Source organism: Jeotgalibacillus sp. JSM ZJ347, assembly GCF_044383825.1.
Classification (GTDB): domain Bacteria; phylum Bacillota; class Bacilli; order Bacillales; family Jeotgalibacillaceae; genus Jeotgalibacillus.
Genome location: NZ_JBISEN010000001.1, coordinates 224424 through 243259 on the forward strand (window position 1 = coordinate 224424; position 18836 = coordinate 243259).

Here is an 18836-nt window from a genome sequence, read left to right on the forward strand (position 1 = left end):
CGAGTTAAATGTTCCACTATTAGAATCATTCTAATAGTGAACCGCTGAACCCCGACCCCACCGAGCCGCCTAAATCATGTAAGACTTCCAAATAAATCATCCCCACCACAAAACTTGTGCTATACTGAACCTGTCTCCCAATTATCATTTTACACAGAGGTGAAATTCATGGAAATCATTTTAGCTTCACAATCTCCGCGTCGTAAAGAATTAATGACACTACTCCCTTATCCTTTTAAGATTCACCCTTCTTCATTTGATGAATCCACCATTACAGATCCGGATCCCGAGACAGCGGTACGTAAAATCGCTGAAGGAAAAGCAGCTGATATCGCTGTTGAATATCCTGATTCAGTCGTGATCGGCAGTGACACGATTGTGTATCAGGACAAAATTTTAGGAAAGCCAAAAACAGCTGAAGAAGCAGCAGACATGCTTCGGAGTCTATCAGGCCGCACGCATACTGTTTATACAGGCGTTGTCCTGATGAAAGGGACAGAAATGGTTTCATTTACAGAACAGACAGAAGTTACGTTCTGGCCGCTTTCTGATCAGGAAATCAGTGACTACGTTGCAACTGATGATCCTTATGATAAGGCAGGGGCTTACGGGATTCAGTCCGGAGGTGCTTTGTTTGTTCATTCGATTAAAGGAGATTATTATGCGGTTGTAGGGCTTCCGGCTGCCCGTCTGAAAAGGGAGCTTCAACGCTTTCTCAGCTGTTTTCACTCATAAGGAGGAAAATCATGCTGATTCCGCAAAAAACGTTAATGATCAGAGATTACCAGGACGAAGATAAGCCGCGTGAACGCTTTATTAATCAGGGACCTCAGAGCTTATCCAACCAGGAGTTGATCGCAATACTGCTGCGCACGGGCTCTAAAGAGGAGTCCGTCATTAACCTCGCCAACAAACTGCTTCAGGAATTCAACGGATTAAGGTCTTTAAAAGAAGCATCTTTTAATGAATTGACTTCGATCAAAGGCATCGGTCACGCAAAAGCTGTGCAGGTGCTGGCTGCTGTTGAAGTAGGCCGCAGGATCGCCAACATTACTTTTGAAGACAGGTTCACAATTCGTTCACCTGAAGATGGTGCCACTTTTTTGATGAATGAAATGCGCTTTTTAACTCAGGAGCATTTCGTAGCGCTTTACCTCAACACTAAAAATCAGATTATCCACCAGCAGACTATTTTCATCGGTTCGCTGAATGCCTCTATTGTGCACCCCAGAGAGGTTTTTAAAGAAGCTTTCAAGCGTTCAGCGGCCTCTATTATCTGTGCGCACAACCACCCGAGCGGTGATCCTTCCCCTTCAAAAGAAGATATTGATGTGACCAGAAGATTAGTAGAATGTGGGAAAATGATAGGCATTGAAGTGCTCGATCATTTAATCATCGGTGAGAAGAAGTATGTCAGTTTGAAGGAAAAAGGGTATATGTAACGTTGTTAAAATACATGCGTGTAAGCTATAATTAAAGCTATGGTTTTTGACCGGCCTGTAAAAGGCTATTAGTGTAATGAGAAAGGGAGATACTCCATGTTTGGAACGAAAGATATAGGGATTGATTTGGGTACAGCGAATACACTTGTTTACATAAAAGGGAAGGGAATTGTTGTTAGAGAACCTTCAGTCGTAGCGCTCAGACAGGATACGAGAGATATTGTAGCAGTGGGAAATGAAGCGAGAAATATGATTGGCAGGACGCCGGGGAATATTGTTGCGCTCCGCCCAATGAAAGACGGCGTTATTGCGGACTTTGAAACGACGTCAACAATGATGAAATATTATATGAATCAGGCACTGAAAAATGGCTCATTCACGAGAAAGCCTTACGTGATGGTCTGTGTGCCATCCGGGATTACATCTGTTGAGAAGCGTGCAGTGATTGATGCAGCTAGACAGGCTGGTGCAAAAGACGCTTTTCCGATTGAAGAGCCGTTTGCAGCTGCAATTGGTGCCGGGTTACCTGTCTGGGAACCGACTGGCAGTATGGTCGTAGATATTGGTGGAGGTACAACTGAAGTGGCAGTCATTTCACTCGGTGGTATTGTCACAAGCGAATCCATTCGCGTGGCAGGCGATGAAATGGATGATGCGATTGTTACGTATATCAGAAAGCAATACAACCTGATGATTGGTGAACGTACGGCTGAGGCGGTCAAAATGGAGATCGGCTCTGCTGTTGCAGCTGAAAACGATGTAACAATGGAAATCCGTGGTCGTGATCTGCTCACTGGTCTGCCTAAAACAATTGAGATTACACAAAAGGAAATTCAGCGTGCGCTTGCTGATACGATTGCAACGATTATTGAATCAGTAAAAAGTACACTTGAGCATACCCCGCCGGAGCTTTCAGCAGATATTATGGATCGCGGAATTGTCTTGACAGGTGGCGGCGCATTGCTTCAGGGGCTTGATCAGTTAATGACAGAAGAAACATCTATGCCTGTTCACATTGCTGAAGAACCGCTGGATTGTGTGGCAATTGGTACAGGTAAAGCATTGGATAATATTGATTACTTTAAAAAACAGAAGTAACAGGGAAAACAGTACGTTAGGGTGTGCAGAAAATGCCTTCTTTTTTAAGGAATAAAAGGCTGATTGTGCTGCTCGTCAGTATTATACTGCTTGTCGCATTGATTGGCTTTTCTTTAAGGGAAAGAGAGAACATTTCTCTTCCTGAACAGTTTGTAAAGGATATTGTAGGATTCGGACAGAACATCGCATCAAAACCTGCAAGTTTTGTTCAGGGCGGTGTAGAAAGCGTACAGGATCTGTTGAATACCTACAGTGAAAATAAGAAGCTCAAATCAAGACTTGAAGAACTTGCGCTGCTTGAAACGCAGGTGACGGACCTTGAGAGAGACAATGAAGAATTAAGAGCACAGACAAACGTTGAAGGGAATATTCGTGATTACAGTACAACAAATGCAACTGTGATCGCGAGAAACCCTGATCAGTGGCAGGATACAATCATTATTGATAAAGGTCAGGTAAACGGGATTGAAGCTGACATGGCTGTTCAGACAGCCGGTGGAATGATTGGCAGAGTAAAAGATACGGGTCAGTTTACATCTACTGTAGAACTGCTTAGTGCGAGAAACTCAAATAACCGTGTGTCAGCTTTAATTCAGACAGAAGAATCGAATGTTTACGGATTAGTAGAAGGATTTGACCCGGAAAGAGAAGAACTTATGGTTAAGAAAATACCATTTGATGTTCCGGTAGAAGAAGGATCAAGCGTCATTACATCCGGACTTGGCGGTGTCTTCCCGCGTGGTCTTCTGATCGGTGAAGTCACAGAAGTCTCATCTGATGAATATGGCCTTACTCAGACGGCCTACGTGAAACCTGCTGCAAAACTTTATGATATTGAACATGTTTTAGTATTGGAACGCACGGCTGCAGGTGCTGATGAGATTGAATCTGAATTAGAGGAGGAAGAGGAATGAGACGGTTCCTTCTTCCGCTACTCGGTATCGTCATTTTCTACAGTGAAAGTATTTTTGCAACTTTTTCGCCAATCGAAGTGGCAGGTGACACGAGACTGCTTGTTCCCCGTTTTTTGATTGTGTTCTTATTGTTTTTAAGCTTCTATTACAGCCGGAATATCTCATATATTTATGCGTTTGTTTTCGGCTTTCTCTATGATGTGTTCTTTACAGGAATTATGGGCGTATATATGTTTTTATTCCCGTTCCTGATTTATATTTCTACATTAATTTTACGGCTTATCTTTCAGAATATTGTGATCAGCAGTCTGATTGCACTGGTGATGATTGCGCTGCTTGAGTGGTTCGTTTACCAGTTTAATCTCCTGATCGGCATTGCAGATTTAGGCATTCAGGGATTTTTAAATCAGAGATTATATTCGACATTACTTTTTAATGCAGCATTTATTTTTATCGCTGCCTATCCTTTTAAAGCCTGGATGTCAGCACTGAGAATCAGGCAGCTCGAGGATTAATACGCTACAGTTTGGGGTGAATCATGTGGGTGCACAAAATGTCATGATTAAAGGCACGAAAGACGGCTTTATTTTAAAATTAAATGATCAGTGCGGTTATGACGTTTTAAAAGAAGAGCTGATTGACAAGCTTTCTGTTCAATATAAAGCGCCTGCTGATGGTCAGGCGGTTAAAGCCAGAGTTGAAGTTGGCAACCGCTATTTAACAGATTTGCAGCAGGAAGAAATCAAACAGATTGTACATCAGCAGAAAAGCCTGCTTGTAGACGAAATTTACAGTAATGTAATCACAAAAGACGAATCAGAACAGAGAGTAAGAGAAAAAGAGATGTCTTCTATGACTGGTATTGTCAGGTCCGGTCAAGTCATTGAAGTTGAAGGAGACTTTCTGCTTGTGGGTGATGTGAACCCTGGTGGAATGATTATGGCAGGCGGAAACATCTATATTTTAGGATCGCTGAAAGGCATTGCGCATGCTGGCTGTTATGGAAAAGAGGAAGCGGTTATTGTTGCTTCCCAGATGCTTCCTGCACAGCTTCGCATTGCATCAAAATTGAACCGTGCACCTGATCATGACGATGACGCTCATGAGATGGAATGTGCATACATAGATGACAGTAATCAGATCGTTGTTGACCGTTTGCAGATTTTAAGAAAGATTCGTCCAAGTATTACAAAGGTTGAAGGAGGAAGATAGCAGTGGGTGAAGCAATTGTCATTACATCTGGTAAAGGCGGTGTTGGTAAAACAACAACAACTGCCAATCTGGGTACAGCAATCGCCATGCAGGGGAAAAAAGTATGCTTAATAGATACTGATATCGGCCTGCGTAACCTTGATGTGATTCTGGGGTTGGATAACAGAATTATATATGATCTTGTGGATGTGGTGGAAGGACGCTGTAAACCAAATCAGGCGCTTGTGAAAGATAAACGGTTTGATGGTTTACTGTATCTTCTGCCTGCTGCACAGACAAGTGATAAATCAGCAGTAAATCCTGCACAGATGAAAGAGCTTGTAGATCAGCTGAAGCAGGATTATGACTATATTTTAATTGATTGTCCTGCAGGGATCGAGCAGGGGTATAAAAATGCCATTGCAGGGGCTGACCGCGCGATTGTGGTGACAACGCCGGAAAGGTCAGCAGTAAGAGATGCAGACAGAATTATCGGGCTGCTTGAACAGGAAACAGATGAAGCACCTGTACTGATTATTAACAGAATCAGAAATCATCTGATGGAATCAGGAGATATGCTTGACATTGACGAAGTGACAACACATTTATCAATTGATCTGCTCGGTATTGTAATAGATGATGATCAGGTCATTACAGCTTCAAATAAAGGTGAACCGATTACAATGAATCCGGACAGCAAGGCATCAATTGCATACCGCAACATTGCAAGAAGAATTCTTGGTGAATCCATACCGCTGATGTCACTGTCAGATGAAAAACCAACGTTTCTCCAGAAAATCTTTAAGGTTCTCGGCAAAAAGTAAAGAAGCCGGCAGCGAATGTGCTGCCGGTTTTTTTCATAGGATGAACCACAAGCCTTAATAAGGGAGAGTGTATGTATGTCCCCTGTGAAAAAGTTTAAAGGTAAAATGCGTGAAAAGGAGCGGGGGAAAGCCCGTTTCCCTGAAAAGTTTTTAGTAAAAACCATCCTTGCCGGATTAATTGCTGTATTATTTACTGCAAATGAGGACGACCTCTGGTCAATTGAACAGCTGATTGAAGCCCAGGAGGTTCTGTATTCTTCATTTGAATTTGCCGCACACTATGATGCATGGGGCAGGCACCTTGGCTTTATGACTAACATTCAAAAAGATGAAACCGTCATGCCTGTATCTGCTTCATTTTATCAGGAAGCTTTAAGCGGGGAACGTGCTGAAATTGAAGCGGCTGTCATGGAGCCGATCTTTGCGCCGAGGAGCGGGATCATTTTATTTGCTGGGGAATCAGAAGGAGAAAGCATGGTTGTCATGCAGCATCCGGACAGGAGGAAAACCGTATATTTGTCGGTTGTACCTGCCGGGGTGAAAACATTCGACCTGGTCAATGCCGGAGATCAGATTGGTCATACTGACAGCAATACATATCAATTTATGCTGAAGCCGTCAGATACACCATTCAATCTTCATCAGCTATTAAATGAGATCAATGAGAGAGAATAATTTCAGGGTTTCGATTCATCCAATGCTCTGGTTAATGGCTTTTGCCTCTTTCATATCCGGTCAGTTCTTTTCCTTCTTTTTACTGTTTATGCTGATTCTTTTTCATGAAGCGGCTCACGGATTGACTGCACGTTGCTATCATTGGAACGTGACAAAGCTGACACTGCTTCCTTTTGGCGGTCAGCTTGAAGTAAAAAATATATTAAATAAACCGGTTGCTGAAGAACTGGCAGTTGCAGTCAGCGGACCTTTGTTTCATTTGATTGTTCACTTAGCCATTCTTTCCTTTGAGCCCTCATTTTCATTTATAAAAGAGCTGTATTACTTAAACCTCCAGCTGATGCTGTTCAATCTACTTCCTGTGTGGCCGCTTGATGGAGGAAGGATCATTTACTGTTTGTCTAACCTGATCTATCCTTTTAAAAAAAGCATCCATATTTCAATCATCAGCAGTTTGATCAGCCTTTTGATCATCTTGTTCTACCTGCTGAATGGCTTTCAGTTTCAATGGATGCTTTTATATATGTACACGGCGGTTTGCACGCTGCAGTTGTTCCGCAACAGGCACTTCCTGCACAGGCAGTTCCTGCTTGAAAAATGGGAATCGAGAGGTCAGAAAGAAAAGGTTGAAGTCGTTGAGGGATTATTAAGTCTGCAGGCACTGGCTGATAAAATGCATAAAGGTAGAAAAGAATATTTTATCCTGCTGGGTAACGAAAAGATGCTCGGGAAACTGAGTGATGATATGATAATTAAACGATACTTTTCCGCTGTGAAATAACAGCTGGTTCAAAAAGAAGGTGCAGTTATTGAAGCAATTAATCGTCAGTCATAAAACACGCGAAAAAAAATGGGCGGTCATGAACCATCAGAAATTAGAAAGACTTGAACTCTATCCGCCTTTTTCACAAACAAAGGTTGGAAATATATACAGCGGGACCATCGCAAGTATTAAGCCGTCATTACAAGCGGCTTTTGTTATGTTTGATCATGGACCTAAAGGTTACCTTCCGTTAAAAACCATACCGGCTGTATACAGCCCGGTTCATCAGGGAATGAGGCTGATGGTTCAGGTGAAAAAAGATGAAGAAGCAACAAAAGGACCTGTCCTGACCGGTGATATTGAGTTAACCGGTAAACATATGGTGTATTTCCCTTTCAGCGATATGATCAGGTTTTCAAAAAAAATTAAGCAGGCTGAGCGCTCGCGATTGAAAAAGTGGGCGGAAGGTTCGCTGACAAAAGGTGACGGCGTACTGATCAGAACAGAAGCCGAGGCTGCAGATGAGAGCACTTTAACTTCAGAGTTAAATGAATTAGTGCAGGATTTTGAACGACTCCAGCAGTCTTTTAAACAACAGAAAGGCTTTTTCTTAATTGATCAGCCCGAGACATTTTCTGATGATGTCATAGAGATCCTGTTAAAAGAACAGCCTGATAAAGTCATTACTGATACTGCTGCAATGGCAAATCAGCTGAAGTCAGCTGCAGCTGAATCGGACCTGACGGCGCAGATTTCATTATATCTAGAGGATGAGGACCTTTTCAGTCAATACCTGAAAGAGGACGTGTATCATCTGATGACGAGACAAACGGTCTGGCTGGATGGCGGCAGTTCAATTGTCATTGATGCGCTTGAGGCATTAACGGTCATTGATGTGAACTCTTCAAAGCAGACAGGCTCTAAGCAGCAGCAGGCAGCGATTAAGGATATCAATCAAAAAGCCGCCCTTGAATCCCTCAGACAAATGAAACTGAGAGATATGCATGGCATCATTCTAATCGATTTTATCAATATGGAACACTCTGCTGACCGTGCTGAGATTGACAGACTGATCAGGGGAGCTGCAAAATCAGATCACAAACACGTTCATGCAGCCGGATTTACAGAACTCGGACTTTATCAGTTAACGAGGAAAAAAACAAAGGCCGCTTATCGCACGCTTTATACAATACCTTGCCCTGTCTGTTCAGGTAAGGGTCAGGTCCGTTCGCCTGAAAACTGCCTGATTGAACTTGAAAAAGAACTGCTGTCAAAACGCAGAACAATTGATAAAGCCGAAATCAAACTAACAAAAGACATACACAGCCTGATCAAGGAAGACACTGCTTTTATCAAATGGATCAAAGAAGAACTCAGCATTCCGGTCACCCTGACAGAAATCGAGCACAGTCATCCTTACTATAAAATTATTTCGACATCAGTTTAGTTACCTGACATTTAATTATGATCAGCCAGATGATCAGCAACAAAATCAAGAATGTCATTGACACACAGATTCCGTGTGTGATAACATTCATATGTTACTGATTGTAGCACCCGTGCTGCAACCGCTCATAACAGGTCATTAAGCACCATCTGGTCACCTGGTATATGGCGAGTCTAAGTGAACTCAAGGAGGTGCATTGGAATGTACGCAATTATTGAAACAGGCGGAAAGCAGATGAAAGTAGTTGAAGGCCAGGAGGTCTACATCGAAAAGCTTAACGCTGAAGCAGGCGAAGAAATTACGTTTGACAAAGTTCTTTTCGTAGGCGGAGATAATGTAAAAGTAGGAAGCCCACTAGTTGATGGCGCTACTGTTACAGGTAAAGTTGAAAAACAGGGTCGCGCTAAGAAGATCACTGTATTCAAATACAAGCCGAAGAAAAATCAACACCGTAAGCTTGGTCACCGTCAGCCTTACACTAAAGTTGTAATCGGCAAGATCAACGCTTAATAGGTCTATCCATGATACAGGTTATCATTGAAAAAGATCCGAACGGTCTGATAAGAGCTTTTCAAATGGAAGGGCACGCTGATTATGCTGAGCATGGTAAAGACTTGGTCTGTGCAGGTGCATCTGCAGTTTCCTTTGGCGCAGTAAACGCAGTTCTTTCTCTTACAGAGACTGAACCGGTTATTCACCAGGGAGACGATGGAGGCTATCTCAGAGTTGAGTTTCCGGTTGAGGCAGACAGCAGTACCCAACTGATTATGGAAAGTATGATTGTCTCCTTGCAGACAATTGAACAGGAATACGGGCAATACATTAAAATAACCTTCAAACAGTAGGAGGTGGAAAACCATGCTAAGATTAGATCTTCAATTTTTCGCTTCGAAAAAGGGAGTAGGTTCAACTAAGAACGGTCGTGATTCAATCTCTAAGCGTCTAGGCGCTAAGCGTGCGGATGGCCAGTTCGTTACAGGCGGATCAATCCTTTACCGTCAGCGTGGAACTAAGATTTATCCTGGAGAAAACGTAGGCCGCGGAGGAGATGACACTCTATTCGCAAAAGCTGACGGCGTTGTACGCTTCGAGCGTATGGGTCGTGACAAGAAAAAGGTCAGCGTATATCCAGCTGCACAAGAAGCTTAATTTCTTAAGAAACTCTGGTTATAAACAGCCAGAGTTTCTTTTTATGTTCAGCATTAGCGCGCTCTTTGCTATACTAGAGGATAAGTGACACTTAGTAGGAGGGGGCTAATGGTAGAATCAAAGTTAAAGCTCGAGCTGCTGCAGCATTGCCGGCATGACTGGATGAATAAACTGCAGATGATCAAAGGAAATCTCGAGCTCTCAAATATAGAGCGGGCAGCCCAAATGATAGATGAAATGGTGATTGAATCAAGACAGGAAGCATTACTTACTGGTCTTGGCACACCGCGTTTTTCAGAATGGCTGCTGACATATAACTGGTATCGTCCCGGGCCGCTGAAGCTTGGTTACGAATTTACCGAACGTATGAAAATTCCGGAAACGTTTGACAGTTTGCTGTTTAACTGGGCAAAAACAACTACTGCAGCGGTGGATAAAGCGTTAAATACACCGTCAGATCAGGAGCTTTACTTTTTATTTGAACAGCAGGAAGACAGCTTTTCTATTGTTGTGGAATATGAAGGGGAGCCTCTTAAATCTTCTCCGGAACAGATTATACAGGAACCAGAAGATGCAAAAGTGGAATGGATTTATGATTCAAGCGCATCCTTTTCAATAAAGCTGACATTTGATTATCCTGTGTCAAAAGTGAAAGTTTAACAATAGGAGGATCCACAATTATGTTTGTCGATCAGGTTAAGATATATGTAAAAGGCGGAGACGGCGGAGATGGAATGGTCGCTTTCCGAAGAGAAAAATATGTACCAAAAGGCGGACCTGCCGGCGGAGACGGCGGTCAGGGTGCCAATGTCATCTTTTTAGTAGAAGAAGGCTTACGAACGCTGATGGATTTCCGTTATCAGCGTCATTTCAAAGCACCTAAAGGTGAAAATGGAATGTCAAAAAACCAGCACGGCAGAGGCGCATCAGATATGATCGTAAAAGTGCCGCCTGGCACAGTTGTGAAAGATGAAGCAACAGGCGAAGTCATTGCTGACCTGACTGAACACGGACAGCAGGCAATCATTGCAAAAGGCGGACGCGGCGGAAGAGGAAACTCACGCTTTGCGACACCTGCCAACCCTGCACCGGAGCTGTCTGAAAAAGGCGAGCCGGGTCAGGAAAAAAATATTATTATGGAATTAAAGCTGCTTGCAGATGTTGGGCTGGTCGGGTTCCCAAGCGTTGGGAAATCTACATTATTATCTGTAGTATCAGCAGCCAAGCCTAAAATTGCAGAATATCACTTTACAACGATCGCACCGAATCTTGGAATGGTCGAGACTGAAGACAACCGGACATTTGTTATGGCTGATCTTCCGGGTCTGATTGAAGGCGCTCATGAAGGTGTTGGTCTTGGTCACCAGTTCCTGAGACACATCGAAAGAACGCGTGTCATTGTTCACGTCGTTGATATGTCTGCCCTTGAAGGCCGTGATCCTTATGAAGATTACGTAACGATTAATAACGAACTGAAAGAGTATAATCTGCGTCTGACAGAACGCCCTCAGGTTGTTGTTGCCAACAAGATGGATATGCCTGAATCAGAAGAAAACCTGAAGAAGTTCAAAGAACAGGTTGGCGATGAAGTAAAGATATTCCCGGTATCTGCAATTTCAAGACAGGGTCTGAAAGAGCTCTTATATACAGTAGCTGATCTCGTTGAGTCTACGCCTGAATTCCCACTACAGGAAGCAGAAAAAGATGAAACGATTAACCGCGTACTGTATAAGCATGAAGAAGCAGAGAAGTTTGAGATTACACGTGATCCTGATGGCAGCTTCGTTATCACAGGAGACTCACTTGAAAGACTCTTTAAGATGACTGACTTCAGCCGTGAAGAGTCAATCAGACGATTTGCACGTCAGATGCGCGCAATGGGTATTGATGAGGCGCTTCGTCAAAAAGGTGCTAAAAATGGCGATACTGTTAAGATTATTGAATTTGAATTTGACTTTGTAGAGTAAAACGAAGCAGGAGGGTATAAGGTGCCAAAAAAGGAACTGAATGAAAAATTCTATCTTGTGAGAGAAGATGTGCTTCCTGAAGCGATGCAGAAAACGCTTGAAGCAAAGCAGCTGCTTGAAAGAGGGCATGCAGGGTCTGTATGGGAAGCTGTGCGCTCTGTTGACCTGAGCCGCAGCGCATTTTATAAATACAGAGATACTGTCTTCCCTTTTCACACAGTTGTAAAAGAAAAGATCATCACGCTCTTTTTTCATCTTGAAGACCGCTCAGGCACCTTATCTCAGCTGCTTGGGCTGGTCGCATCCTGCGGTGGCAATATCCTGACCATCCACCAGACCATTCCGCTTCAGGGAAGGGCAAATGTTACACTATCTTTAAATGTAACAGATATGAATGTCCCGCTTGATGAAATGCTGAGCAGGCTCAAAAAACTGGAGTTTGTTGAAAAAGTTGAGGTACTGGGCTCAGGAGCCTGATTTTTTAAAAGAAGGTGAATATATGAAAATTGGTTATCTAGGACCGGAAGCTTCTTTTACCCATCACGCGGTAAAAAGTGTATTTACAAATGAAGAATATATTGCTTTTCCAACCATTCCTGACTGTCTTGAAGCGCTCGCTGAAGAAAAAGTGGACCGCGCAGTTGTCCCGCTTGAGAATGCGCTCGAAGGCTCTGTGCCGATTACAATTGACTATCTGTTTCATGATGTCGATTTACATATTACAGCTGAATTGATTTCACCAATTGAACAGCATCTGATGGTACACCCTGACAATAAAGAAAAATGGCAGGATGTCACAAAGATCATGTCTCATTCCCACGCACTTGCACAATGTCATAAATATCTGTACTACCGTTTCAGAGGCGTAACGCTTGAGCCGTCAACCTCGACTTCAGCTGCCGCAAAATATGTCAGCGAGCACCCGGAAGAAAACGTGGCGGCAATTGGTAATGCGCTTGCTGCAGATACATATGGACTGAATATAGTGGAAGAAAATATTCACGACTTTCATTTCAATCATACACGTTTTGTCGTGCTGACAAGTGAAAAAGAAACGGAGCTCCTTCCGTTTGAACAGGATGCTGAAAAATCCACACTGATGGTGACACTGCCGTCTGATGACAGGCCGGGTGCGCTTCATCAGGTATTATCAGCTTTCTCTTGGCGTCAACTTTCCTTAAGTAAAATTGAATCCAGACCGCTTAAAACAGGTCTTGGGAATTATTTCTTTATTATTGATGTTGAAAAACCGGTTGACGGTGTACTGATGCAGGGGGCTATTGAAGAACTCGAAGCACTCGGCTGTACCGTAAAGATTCTCGGCAGTTATAAAAAACATATGCTCCAGCCACAGAAATAAAAAAGTTCTCTCATCATCTGAGAGAACTTTTTTTATTCACTATATAAGATGCCTGCCCCGGCTAGTTCCTGCTCAATCCGATCAATTACAGCTGTATGTTCTGCTTCTATTTCATGCATATGGACCCCGTCTGTTAAAGCTGATAACAGTACTGACTCAGAATTTTCCAATTCGGCAGTAAACCGTTTCACTTCAATCTGATTATGAAGCATCAGTGAAGCAGTCATTTCCCCGTATACAGGGTGCTCAATGACAACGTTTTTTACAATGCCTCCATTATTAACAATAATCAACAGCTCTTCTTCAGTCTGATCAGGCGTATGTCTGCATACAATCAATCTTGATACCCGGCTGACCGGATGAGCGGGCATATACAAATAACCCTGGCTTGTCGCAAGGATAGGTTCGTTTTTAGCTTTTAACAAATTAATATCACTGACAATGACCTGCCTGCTCACATTCATCTCACTTGCGAGGGAGCGGCCGGTAATCGGTCCAACGGATTGGCTGAGCGTCTGTAATATTTTTTCTCTTCTCGCTTCTCCTGATTTCTGGCGATCGCTTGGCATTTGTGACCCTTCTTTCTATCGGCGTTCTGAAAGTATTGTATCATAAATTCTTTTTGTTCATAGGATATATGGAATGAACGATGGAGGTGGCAAGATGAAAATTCATGTTGTGCAAAAAGGAGATACACTCTGGACTATCGCTAAAAACTATCAGGTATCTTTTGAAGAATTGAAAGCTGCGAATGCATACTTAGCAGACCCTGACATGATTATGCCGGGAATGAAAATAAAAATACCTGATCAAAAAGCGGCCGTTAAGAAAACGGAAGTAAAAAAAGCTGACTTCATGCACCCGTATGCAAATCAAAAGCCGGCATATCAGGCGCTGCCAGAAGAGGCACCTGTCATGCCTTACGTGGGATTCATGATGCAGACAGCGCCTGAAATGCCCAAGATGAAAGAAATGCCTAAAATGCAGGAGAAACCAAAAACAGAAGAAATAAAGGAATGGAAAAAGATGCCTGAAAAACCCTATTGTGACTGTAAAGAAAAAGGGATCATGCAGCAAATGCCTATGATGCCTCAGCAAATGCCGCAGACAATGCCCCAACAAATGCCGCAAATGATGCCGCAGCAGATGATGCCACAAATGATGCCGCCATGCCATATGCCTGATCATCATATGATGATGCAACCAATGTGTCACCCAGTGCACCACTGTTGCTGTCCGTGTCACCACCCTTACAGAGGTCCATTTTAAAATGAATAAAATCTGGTGAAACACAAATCCTAACCTAACAAGCTTTTTAGGAGAGGATATTATGAAAATACCAGCCATCGCTTTATGCCTCCTTGGCTCTCTGTTCATCTCAGACCAGGCAGATGCAGCGCCACTATTATTAACTTTATCAGTCGAAACCGTCTATCAGGATGGAGAAAAAAGCATTGAACAAAGAACAGAATCATACGAAGCAATGGAAGACTTTTTTGCAGCCTATAAAGACTGGCAGATTATTGATATGAACAATGAATTGATTACCTTAAGAACAACTGAAGATACTGTATCTCCGCTTATGAAATGGAGTGGTTATACTAGTGTCGACTGAATTGTATGATGTTAAACTTTAACTTTCAGGTAAATATTGAGTGGAACGAAGCGAAAGGCGGTGACTTCAGCAGGATGAGTCGGAAAGGTGAGACCCCGCAGGCGAAGCCGAGGAGGTAAAATGGGACCAAAAAACGGTCCACCCATGCGGAAAGCTTCCGCCTGAAGCGCAGTGGAACGGTTAGAGGTTGTGGGAAGATTACCACAGCCTTTTTCTTATGCTGTAAAGCAGGGCAGAACGTGATAAAATAGAACAGATGTTTCATTTTTACAAAACAACTAAACAGATCACCAATCTTAAAAAGTCTGACACATCGAAAAGCCCGAGTTATGTTACAATGAAGTTTGCATTGAAAGGAAGCGTCCAATATGTATGAATATATAAAAGGTGAAATTACATATATCTCAACAGAGTATATCGTTTCAGATCATCACGGGTTAGGCTACAAAATCTACATGCCTAATCCTTTTGTGATGTCTTCGAAACAGGGAGAAACCGTGCAGGTATTTACGTACCAGCATGTGAGAGAAGATCAGCTGACATTGTTCGGATTCCCGACAATGGAAGAAAAGCTGTTATTTACAAAGCTCCTGAATGTGTCGGGTATCGGACCAAAAGGAGCGCTCGCAATTCTTGCTTCAGGCGCACCTGAGCAGGTGATTCAGGCCATTGAAGAGGAAAATGAGTCGTTGCTGGTTAAGTTCCCGGGTGTAGGAAAGAAAACAGCCAGGCAGATTATTCTTGATCTGAAAGGCAAGCTTCAGGATGTCGTGCCAGATTACTTCCCTAATCTGTTCAATGACGCCGCAGAAATAAAAGGTCAGGATGATTCAGCACTTGATGAAGCTATGATGGCGCTGCAGGCGCTCGGATACTCTGAGCGGGAAGTGAAAAAAATCAAACCTGCCCTGCAGAAAGAATCACTGACAACAGACCAGTATATTAAAAAAGGTCTTCAGCTCATGTTGAAGCTCAAATAAAGGAGGGGATTAGATGGAAGAGCGCATTGTTTCAGGGGAAGCAAATATTGAAGAAGAAACACTTGAACAATCAATCAGACCGCAGCTGCTTGAGAACTATATCGGTCAGGATCAGGTGAAGGAAAACCTGGAGATTTATATAGAAGCAGCAAAAAACAGACAGGAAACCCTTGACCATGTTCTTCTGTATGGTCCCCCAGGGTTAGGTAAAACAACGCTTGCTGCTGTTATTGCAAATGAAATGGGTGTAAATCTCCGCACAACTGCAGGACCGGCTGTTGAGCGTGCAGGAGATCTTGCAGCCATTCTGACCGCGCTTGAACCTGGAGATGTATTATTTATTGATGAAATTCACAGGTTGCCAAGAGCGATTGAAGAAGTGCTGTATCCGGCAATGGAAGACTTCTGCCTCGATATCGTGATTGGTAACGGTCCGAGCGCCAGATCTGTCAGGCTTGACCTCCCGCCGTTCACACTAGTCGGTGCAACAACGCGGGCGGGGGCAATCTCAGCGCCGCTCCGTGACCGTTTTGGTGTACTAAGCAGACTTGAATATTACAATGTAGAGCAATTAAAAGAGATCGTTAATCGCTCAGCTGATATATTTAATACTGATATTGATGAGTCCGGTGCAGATGAAATTGCCAGACGGTCAAGAGGGACCCCACGTATTGCCAACCGTCTATTAAGACGGGTAAGAGATTACGCACAGGTAAAAGGAGAAGGGGATATTACTCTTCCAATCGCACAAGCTTCACTTGAACTTTTACAGGTTGATCAACTTGGACTCGATCATATTGATCATAAATTATTAAGAGGGATCATCGAGCGTTTCAGAGGCGGCCCTGTTGGTCTTGATACAATCGCAGCGAGTATTGGTGAAGAGTCTTCGACGATAGAAGATGTGTATGAACCTTACCTGCTTCAAATCGGGTTCCTCCAGCGTACGCCAAGAGGGCGTATTGCAACCCCGCTGGTTTACGAACACTTTAATTTGGAGGTGCCCAAATGACGCTGCCTAAAATGCTGATAATTGCAGGTGCTGCACTGTTAGTAGCCGGATTTTTACTGCAGTTTATAAAGGCTGGCAGACTGCCGGGTGATATCGTGATAAAAAAAGAAAATATGACTTTTTATTTTCCGATTGTCACTTCAATATTAATCAGTTTAATTTTGACAGGAATCTTCTTTTTAATCGGAAGGTTCAGGTAAGGAGCTGTAAGGAATGGATATTAATGATTTTGATTTTGAACTCCCTGAAGAATTAATCGCACAAGTGCCGCTTGAAGACCGTACATCAAGCAGACTGATGGTGCTCGATAAGGTGACAGGGAAAGTTGAACACCAGTCATTTAAACATATACTGGATTATTTGCATGAAGGCGATTGCCTTGTGTTAAACGATACAAAAGTATTGCCTGCAAGGCTCATAGGTGAAAAAAAAGAAACCGGGGCTGCAATTGAAGTACTGCTGCTGAAACAGATAGAAGGCGATACTTGGGAAACACTTGTTAAGCCGGCTAAAAGGATCAAGCCTGATACAGTGATCACATTTGGTGATGGGCTGCTGACAGCAAAATGTATTGATACAGGTGAACAAGGCGCACGTATTTTGGAATTCAGCTACGACGGAATCTTTTATGAATTACTCGATCAGCTAGGTGATATGCCGCTTCCACCTTATATCAAAGAAAAGCTCGATGACCGCGACCGGTATCAGACGGTCTTTGCCAAAGAGCGAGGTTCTGCTGCGGCGCCGACTGCAGGGCTTCACTTCACTGAAGAGATCTTGGATGAGATCAAATCCAGAGGTGTAAAGGTTGCTTTTATTACACTTCACGTAGGTTTGGGAACCTTCAGACCGGTCTCTGTGGATTCTATTGAAGAACATGATATGCACAGTGAGTATTATCAGTTATCAGATGAGAACGCCCGAATTTTAAATGAAGCAAGAACAAACGGCGGACGAATCGTTACTGTAGGTACCACTTCAACACGGACATTAGAAACAATTGCTGATGAAAATGGTCATTTTAAAGCACAATCTGGCTGGACAGATATCTTTATTTATCCCGGCTATCAATTTAAAGCTTCAGATGTGCTACTGACTAACTTTCATCTGCCAAAGTCCACACTGATTATGCTTGTGAGTGCTATGGCAGGCAGAGAGCATACGCTTGCTGCATACGAAGCGGCAGTAAAAGAAAGGTACAGATTTTTCAGCTTTGGCGATGCCATGCTGATCAAATAGAGAGGAGATTGTCTTTTGAGTGCAATCAGATATGAACATATAAAAACATGTAAGCAGACTGGTGCAAGGCACGGTATTGTGCACACGCCACACGGTTCTTTTGAGACACCGACATTTATGCCTGTAGGAACAATGGCGACTGTTAAAACCATGTCACCTGAGGATCTGAAGGAATTAAATGCAGGAATTATCCTGAGCAATACGTACCACCTGTGGCTGCGCCCGGGTCACGACATTATTAAAGAAGCAGGCGGTCTTCACAAATTTATGAACTGGGACCGTCCAATCCTGACTGACTCAGGCGGTTTCCAGGTATTTTCACTGAGCAAGTTCCGTAATATTCAGGAAGAAGGCGTGCACTTCAGAAACCATATTAACGGGGACAAGCTTTTCCTGAGCCCTGAAAAAGCAATGGAGATCCAGAATGCGCTTGGGTCTGATATTATGATGGCATTTGATGAGTGCCCGCCATATCCTGCTGAAGAAAAGTATATGAAGGATTCAGTTGAACGTACGACAAGATGGGCAGAGCGCTGCCTTGAAGCGCATGCCCGTCCTGAAGATCAGGGACTATTTGGCATTATCCAGGGTGGAGAATATGAACACCTGCGCCGCCAGAGTGCGCGCGACCTTGTATCAATGGACTTCCCCGGCTATGCAGTAGGTGGTCTTTCTGTTGGTGAACCTAAGGACGTGATGAATCGCGTATTGGAATTTACGACACCTTGGATGCCTGAAGATAAACCGAGATACCTGATGGGTGTTGGTTCACCTGATTCTCTGATTGATGGTGCAATGAGAGGAATCGATATGTTTGACTGTGTTCTGCCGACACGTATAGCAAGAAATGGGACGCTGATGACGAGTGAAGGACGTCTCGTCGTGAAAAATGCGAAGTATGCACGCGACTTTTCACCAATTGACCCTAACTGTGATTGCTATGTTTGTAAGAATTATTCAAGAGCGTATATCAGACACTTAATTAAATGTGAAGAAACGTTCGGAATTAGACTTACGACTTATCATAACCTGCATTTTCTGATAAACTTAATGGGGAATGTCCGCCAGGCGATAAAAGAAGACAGACTGGGCGACTTTCGTGAAGAGTTTTTTGAACAGTACGGTTTCAATCAGCCGAATGCAAAAAACTTTTAATAGAT

General features: G+C 43.2%; 25 protein-coding genes and 1 other annotated feature. Of the genes, 24 read left to right on the forward strand and 1 reads right to left on the reverse strand.

Going from position 1 to position 18836, the window contains the following annotated elements:
• Positions 1-168: 168 nt before the first annotated feature.
• The 17 genes from ACH6CZ_RS01055 to pheA all read left to right on the forward strand — a co-directional run bounded on the left by ACH6CZ_RS01055 (position 169) and on the right by pheA (position 12830).
• Positions 169-735, forward strand: a complete 567-nt coding sequence (locus tag ACH6CZ_RS01055) for a Maf family protein (protein WP_374095589.1) — start codon at positions 169-171, stop codon at positions 733-735.
• 11 nt (positions 736-746) lie between these two features.
• Positions 747-1442 (forward strand): RadC family protein, encoded by a 696-nt coding sequence (gene radC / locus ACH6CZ_RS01060; protein ID WP_374095590.1) that lies wholly within the window; start codon positions 747-749, stop codon positions 1440-1442.
• Positions 1443-1538: 96 nt separating this feature from the next.
• Positions 1539-2540: a rod shape-determining protein gene (locus ACH6CZ_RS01065; RefSeq protein WP_374095591.1), complete on the forward strand. Its 1002-nt coding sequence runs from the start codon at positions 1539-1541 to the stop codon at positions 2538-2540.
• Between the two features lie 32 nt (positions 2541-2572).
• The gene (gene mreC, locus ACH6CZ_RS01070; RefSeq protein ID WP_374095592.1) at positions 2573-3454 is read left to right on the forward strand and encodes a rod shape-determining protein MreC; all 882 of its coding nucleotides are present in this window, start codon (positions 2573-2575) and stop codon (positions 3452-3454) included.
• Positions 3451-3969, forward strand: a complete 519-nt coding sequence (gene mreD, locus ACH6CZ_RS01075) for a rod shape-determining protein MreD (protein ID WP_374095593.1) — start codon at positions 3451-3453, stop codon at positions 3967-3969. The genes mreC and mreD overlap by 4 nt, the downstream gene beginning before the upstream one ends.
• 43 nt (positions 3970-4012) lie before the next feature.
• Complete coding sequence (gene minC / locus ACH6CZ_RS01080) at positions 4013-4666, forward strand: septum site-determining protein MinC (protein WP_374096488.1); 654 nt, start codon at positions 4013-4015, stop codon at positions 4664-4666.
• Positions 4667-4668: 2 nt separating this feature from the next.
• Complete coding sequence (gene minD / locus ACH6CZ_RS01085; RefSeq protein WP_374095594.1) at positions 4669-5469, forward strand: septum site-determining protein MinD; 801 nt, start codon at positions 4669-4671, stop codon at positions 5467-5469.
• Positions 5470-5544: 75 nt separating this feature from the next.
• On the forward strand, positions 5545-6144 hold the full coding sequence (locus ACH6CZ_RS01090; protein ID WP_374095595.1) for a peptidoglycan DD-metalloendopeptidase family protein: 600 nt from the start codon (positions 5545-5547) through the stop codon (positions 6142-6144).
• Positions 6131-6925, forward strand: a complete 795-nt coding sequence (locus ACH6CZ_RS01095; RefSeq protein ID WP_374095596.1) for a site-2 protease family protein — start codon at positions 6131-6133, stop codon at positions 6923-6925. Before ACH6CZ_RS01090 ends, ACH6CZ_RS01095 begins: the two co-directional genes overlap by 14 nt.
• Before the next feature lie 28 nt (positions 6926-6953).
• Positions 6954-8354 carry a ribonuclease E/G gene (locus ACH6CZ_RS01100; protein WP_374095597.1) on the forward strand — a complete coding sequence of 467 codons (1401 nt, stop codon included), beginning with the start codon at positions 6954-6956 and terminating at the stop codon, positions 8352-8354.
• A 109-nt stretch (positions 8355-8463) separates the two neighbouring features.
• Positions 8464-8539, forward strand: a sequence feature (ribosomal protein L21 leader region).
• 16 nt (positions 8540-8555) lie between these two features.
• Positions 8556-8864: a 50S ribosomal protein L21 gene (gene rplU / locus ACH6CZ_RS01105; protein ID WP_041121017.1), complete on the forward strand. Its 309-nt coding sequence runs from the start codon at positions 8556-8558 to the stop codon at positions 8862-8864.
• Positions 8865-8875: 11 nt separating this feature from the next.
• Entirely contained in the window at positions 8876-9199 is a 324-nt protein-coding gene (locus ACH6CZ_RS01110; protein ID WP_374095598.1) for a ribosomal-processing cysteine protease Prp, read from the forward strand.
• 13 nt (positions 9200-9212) lie between these two features.
• A complete protein-coding gene (gene rpmA / locus ACH6CZ_RS01115) occupies positions 9213-9503 on the forward strand; it encodes a 50S ribosomal protein L27 (protein ID WP_039810086.1) in 291 nt (96 codons plus the stop codon).
• Between the two features lie 108 nt (positions 9504-9611).
• On the forward strand, positions 9612-10163 hold the full coding sequence (locus tag ACH6CZ_RS01120) for a Spo0B domain-containing protein (RefSeq protein ID WP_374095599.1): 552 nt from the start codon (positions 9612-9614) through the stop codon (positions 10161-10163).
• A gap of 20 nt (positions 10164-10183) precedes the next feature.
• The gene (gene obgE, locus ACH6CZ_RS01125; RefSeq protein ID WP_374095600.1) at positions 10184-11470 is read left to right on the forward strand and encodes a GTPase ObgE; all 1287 of its coding nucleotides are present in this window, start codon (positions 10184-10186) and stop codon (positions 11468-11470) included.
• Between the two features lie 21 nt (positions 11471-11491).
• Positions 11492-11947: an ACT domain-containing protein gene (locus ACH6CZ_RS01130; protein ID WP_374095601.1), complete on the forward strand. Its 456-nt coding sequence runs from the start codon at positions 11492-11494 to the stop codon at positions 11945-11947.
• 22 nt (positions 11948-11969) lie between these two features.
• Complete coding sequence (gene pheA, locus ACH6CZ_RS01135; protein WP_374095602.1) at positions 11970-12830, forward strand: prephenate dehydratase; 861 nt, start codon at positions 11970-11972, stop codon at positions 12828-12830.
• Between the two features lie 32 nt (positions 12831-12862).
• Here pheA and ACH6CZ_RS01140 read toward each other — a convergent pair whose 3' ends face one another.
• Positions 12863-13399 carry a transcription repressor NadR gene (locus ACH6CZ_RS01140; protein WP_374095603.1) on the reverse strand — a complete coding sequence of 179 codons (537 nt, stop codon included), beginning with the start codon at positions 13397-13399 and terminating at the stop codon, positions 12863-12865.
• Between the two features lie 94 nt (positions 13400-13493).
• Here ACH6CZ_RS01140 and safA point away from each other — a divergent pair, with 94 nt between their 5' ends.
• The 7 genes from safA (at position 13494) to tgt (ending at position 18831) form a co-directional block, all read left to right on the forward strand.
• Positions 13494-14099: a SafA/ExsA family spore coat assembly protein gene (safA, locus tag ACH6CZ_RS01145; RefSeq protein ID WP_374095604.1), complete on the forward strand. Its 606-nt coding sequence runs from the start codon at positions 13494-13496 to the stop codon at positions 14097-14099.
• 61 nt (positions 14100-14160) lie between these two features.
• Entirely contained in the window at positions 14161-14445 is a 285-nt protein-coding gene (locus tag ACH6CZ_RS01150) for a BofC N-terminal domain-containing protein (protein ID WP_374095605.1), read from the forward strand.
• 368 nt (positions 14446-14813) lie between these two features.
• Positions 14814-15425: a Holliday junction branch migration protein RuvA gene (gene ruvA / locus ACH6CZ_RS01155; protein ID WP_374095606.1), complete on the forward strand. Its 612-nt coding sequence runs from the start codon at positions 14814-14816 to the stop codon at positions 15423-15425.
• A 13-nt stretch (positions 15426-15438) separates the two neighbouring features.
• Positions 15439-16437: a Holliday junction branch migration DNA helicase RuvB gene (gene ruvB, locus ACH6CZ_RS01160; RefSeq protein WP_374095607.1), complete on the forward strand. Its 999-nt coding sequence runs from the start codon at positions 15439-15441 to the stop codon at positions 16435-16437.
• Positions 16434-16637, forward strand: coding sequence for a DUF2905 domain-containing protein (locus ACH6CZ_RS01165; RefSeq protein WP_374095608.1), 204 nt, complete (start codon positions 16434-16436; stop codon positions 16635-16637). The genes ruvB and ACH6CZ_RS01165 overlap by 4 nt, the downstream gene beginning before the upstream one ends.
• Positions 16638-16650: 13 nt before the next feature.
• The gene (gene queA, locus ACH6CZ_RS01170) at positions 16651-17676 is read left to right on the forward strand and encodes a tRNA preQ1(34) S-adenosylmethionine ribosyltransferase-isomerase QueA (RefSeq protein WP_374095609.1); all 1026 of its coding nucleotides are present in this window, start codon (positions 16651-16653) and stop codon (positions 17674-17676) included.
• 15 nt (positions 17677-17691) lie between these two features.
• A complete protein-coding gene (gene tgt, locus ACH6CZ_RS01175; RefSeq protein ID WP_374095610.1) occupies positions 17692-18831 on the forward strand; it encodes a tRNA guanosine(34) transglycosylase Tgt in 1140 nt (379 codons plus the stop codon).
• The last annotated feature ends 5 nt before the right edge of the window (positions 18832-18836 follow it).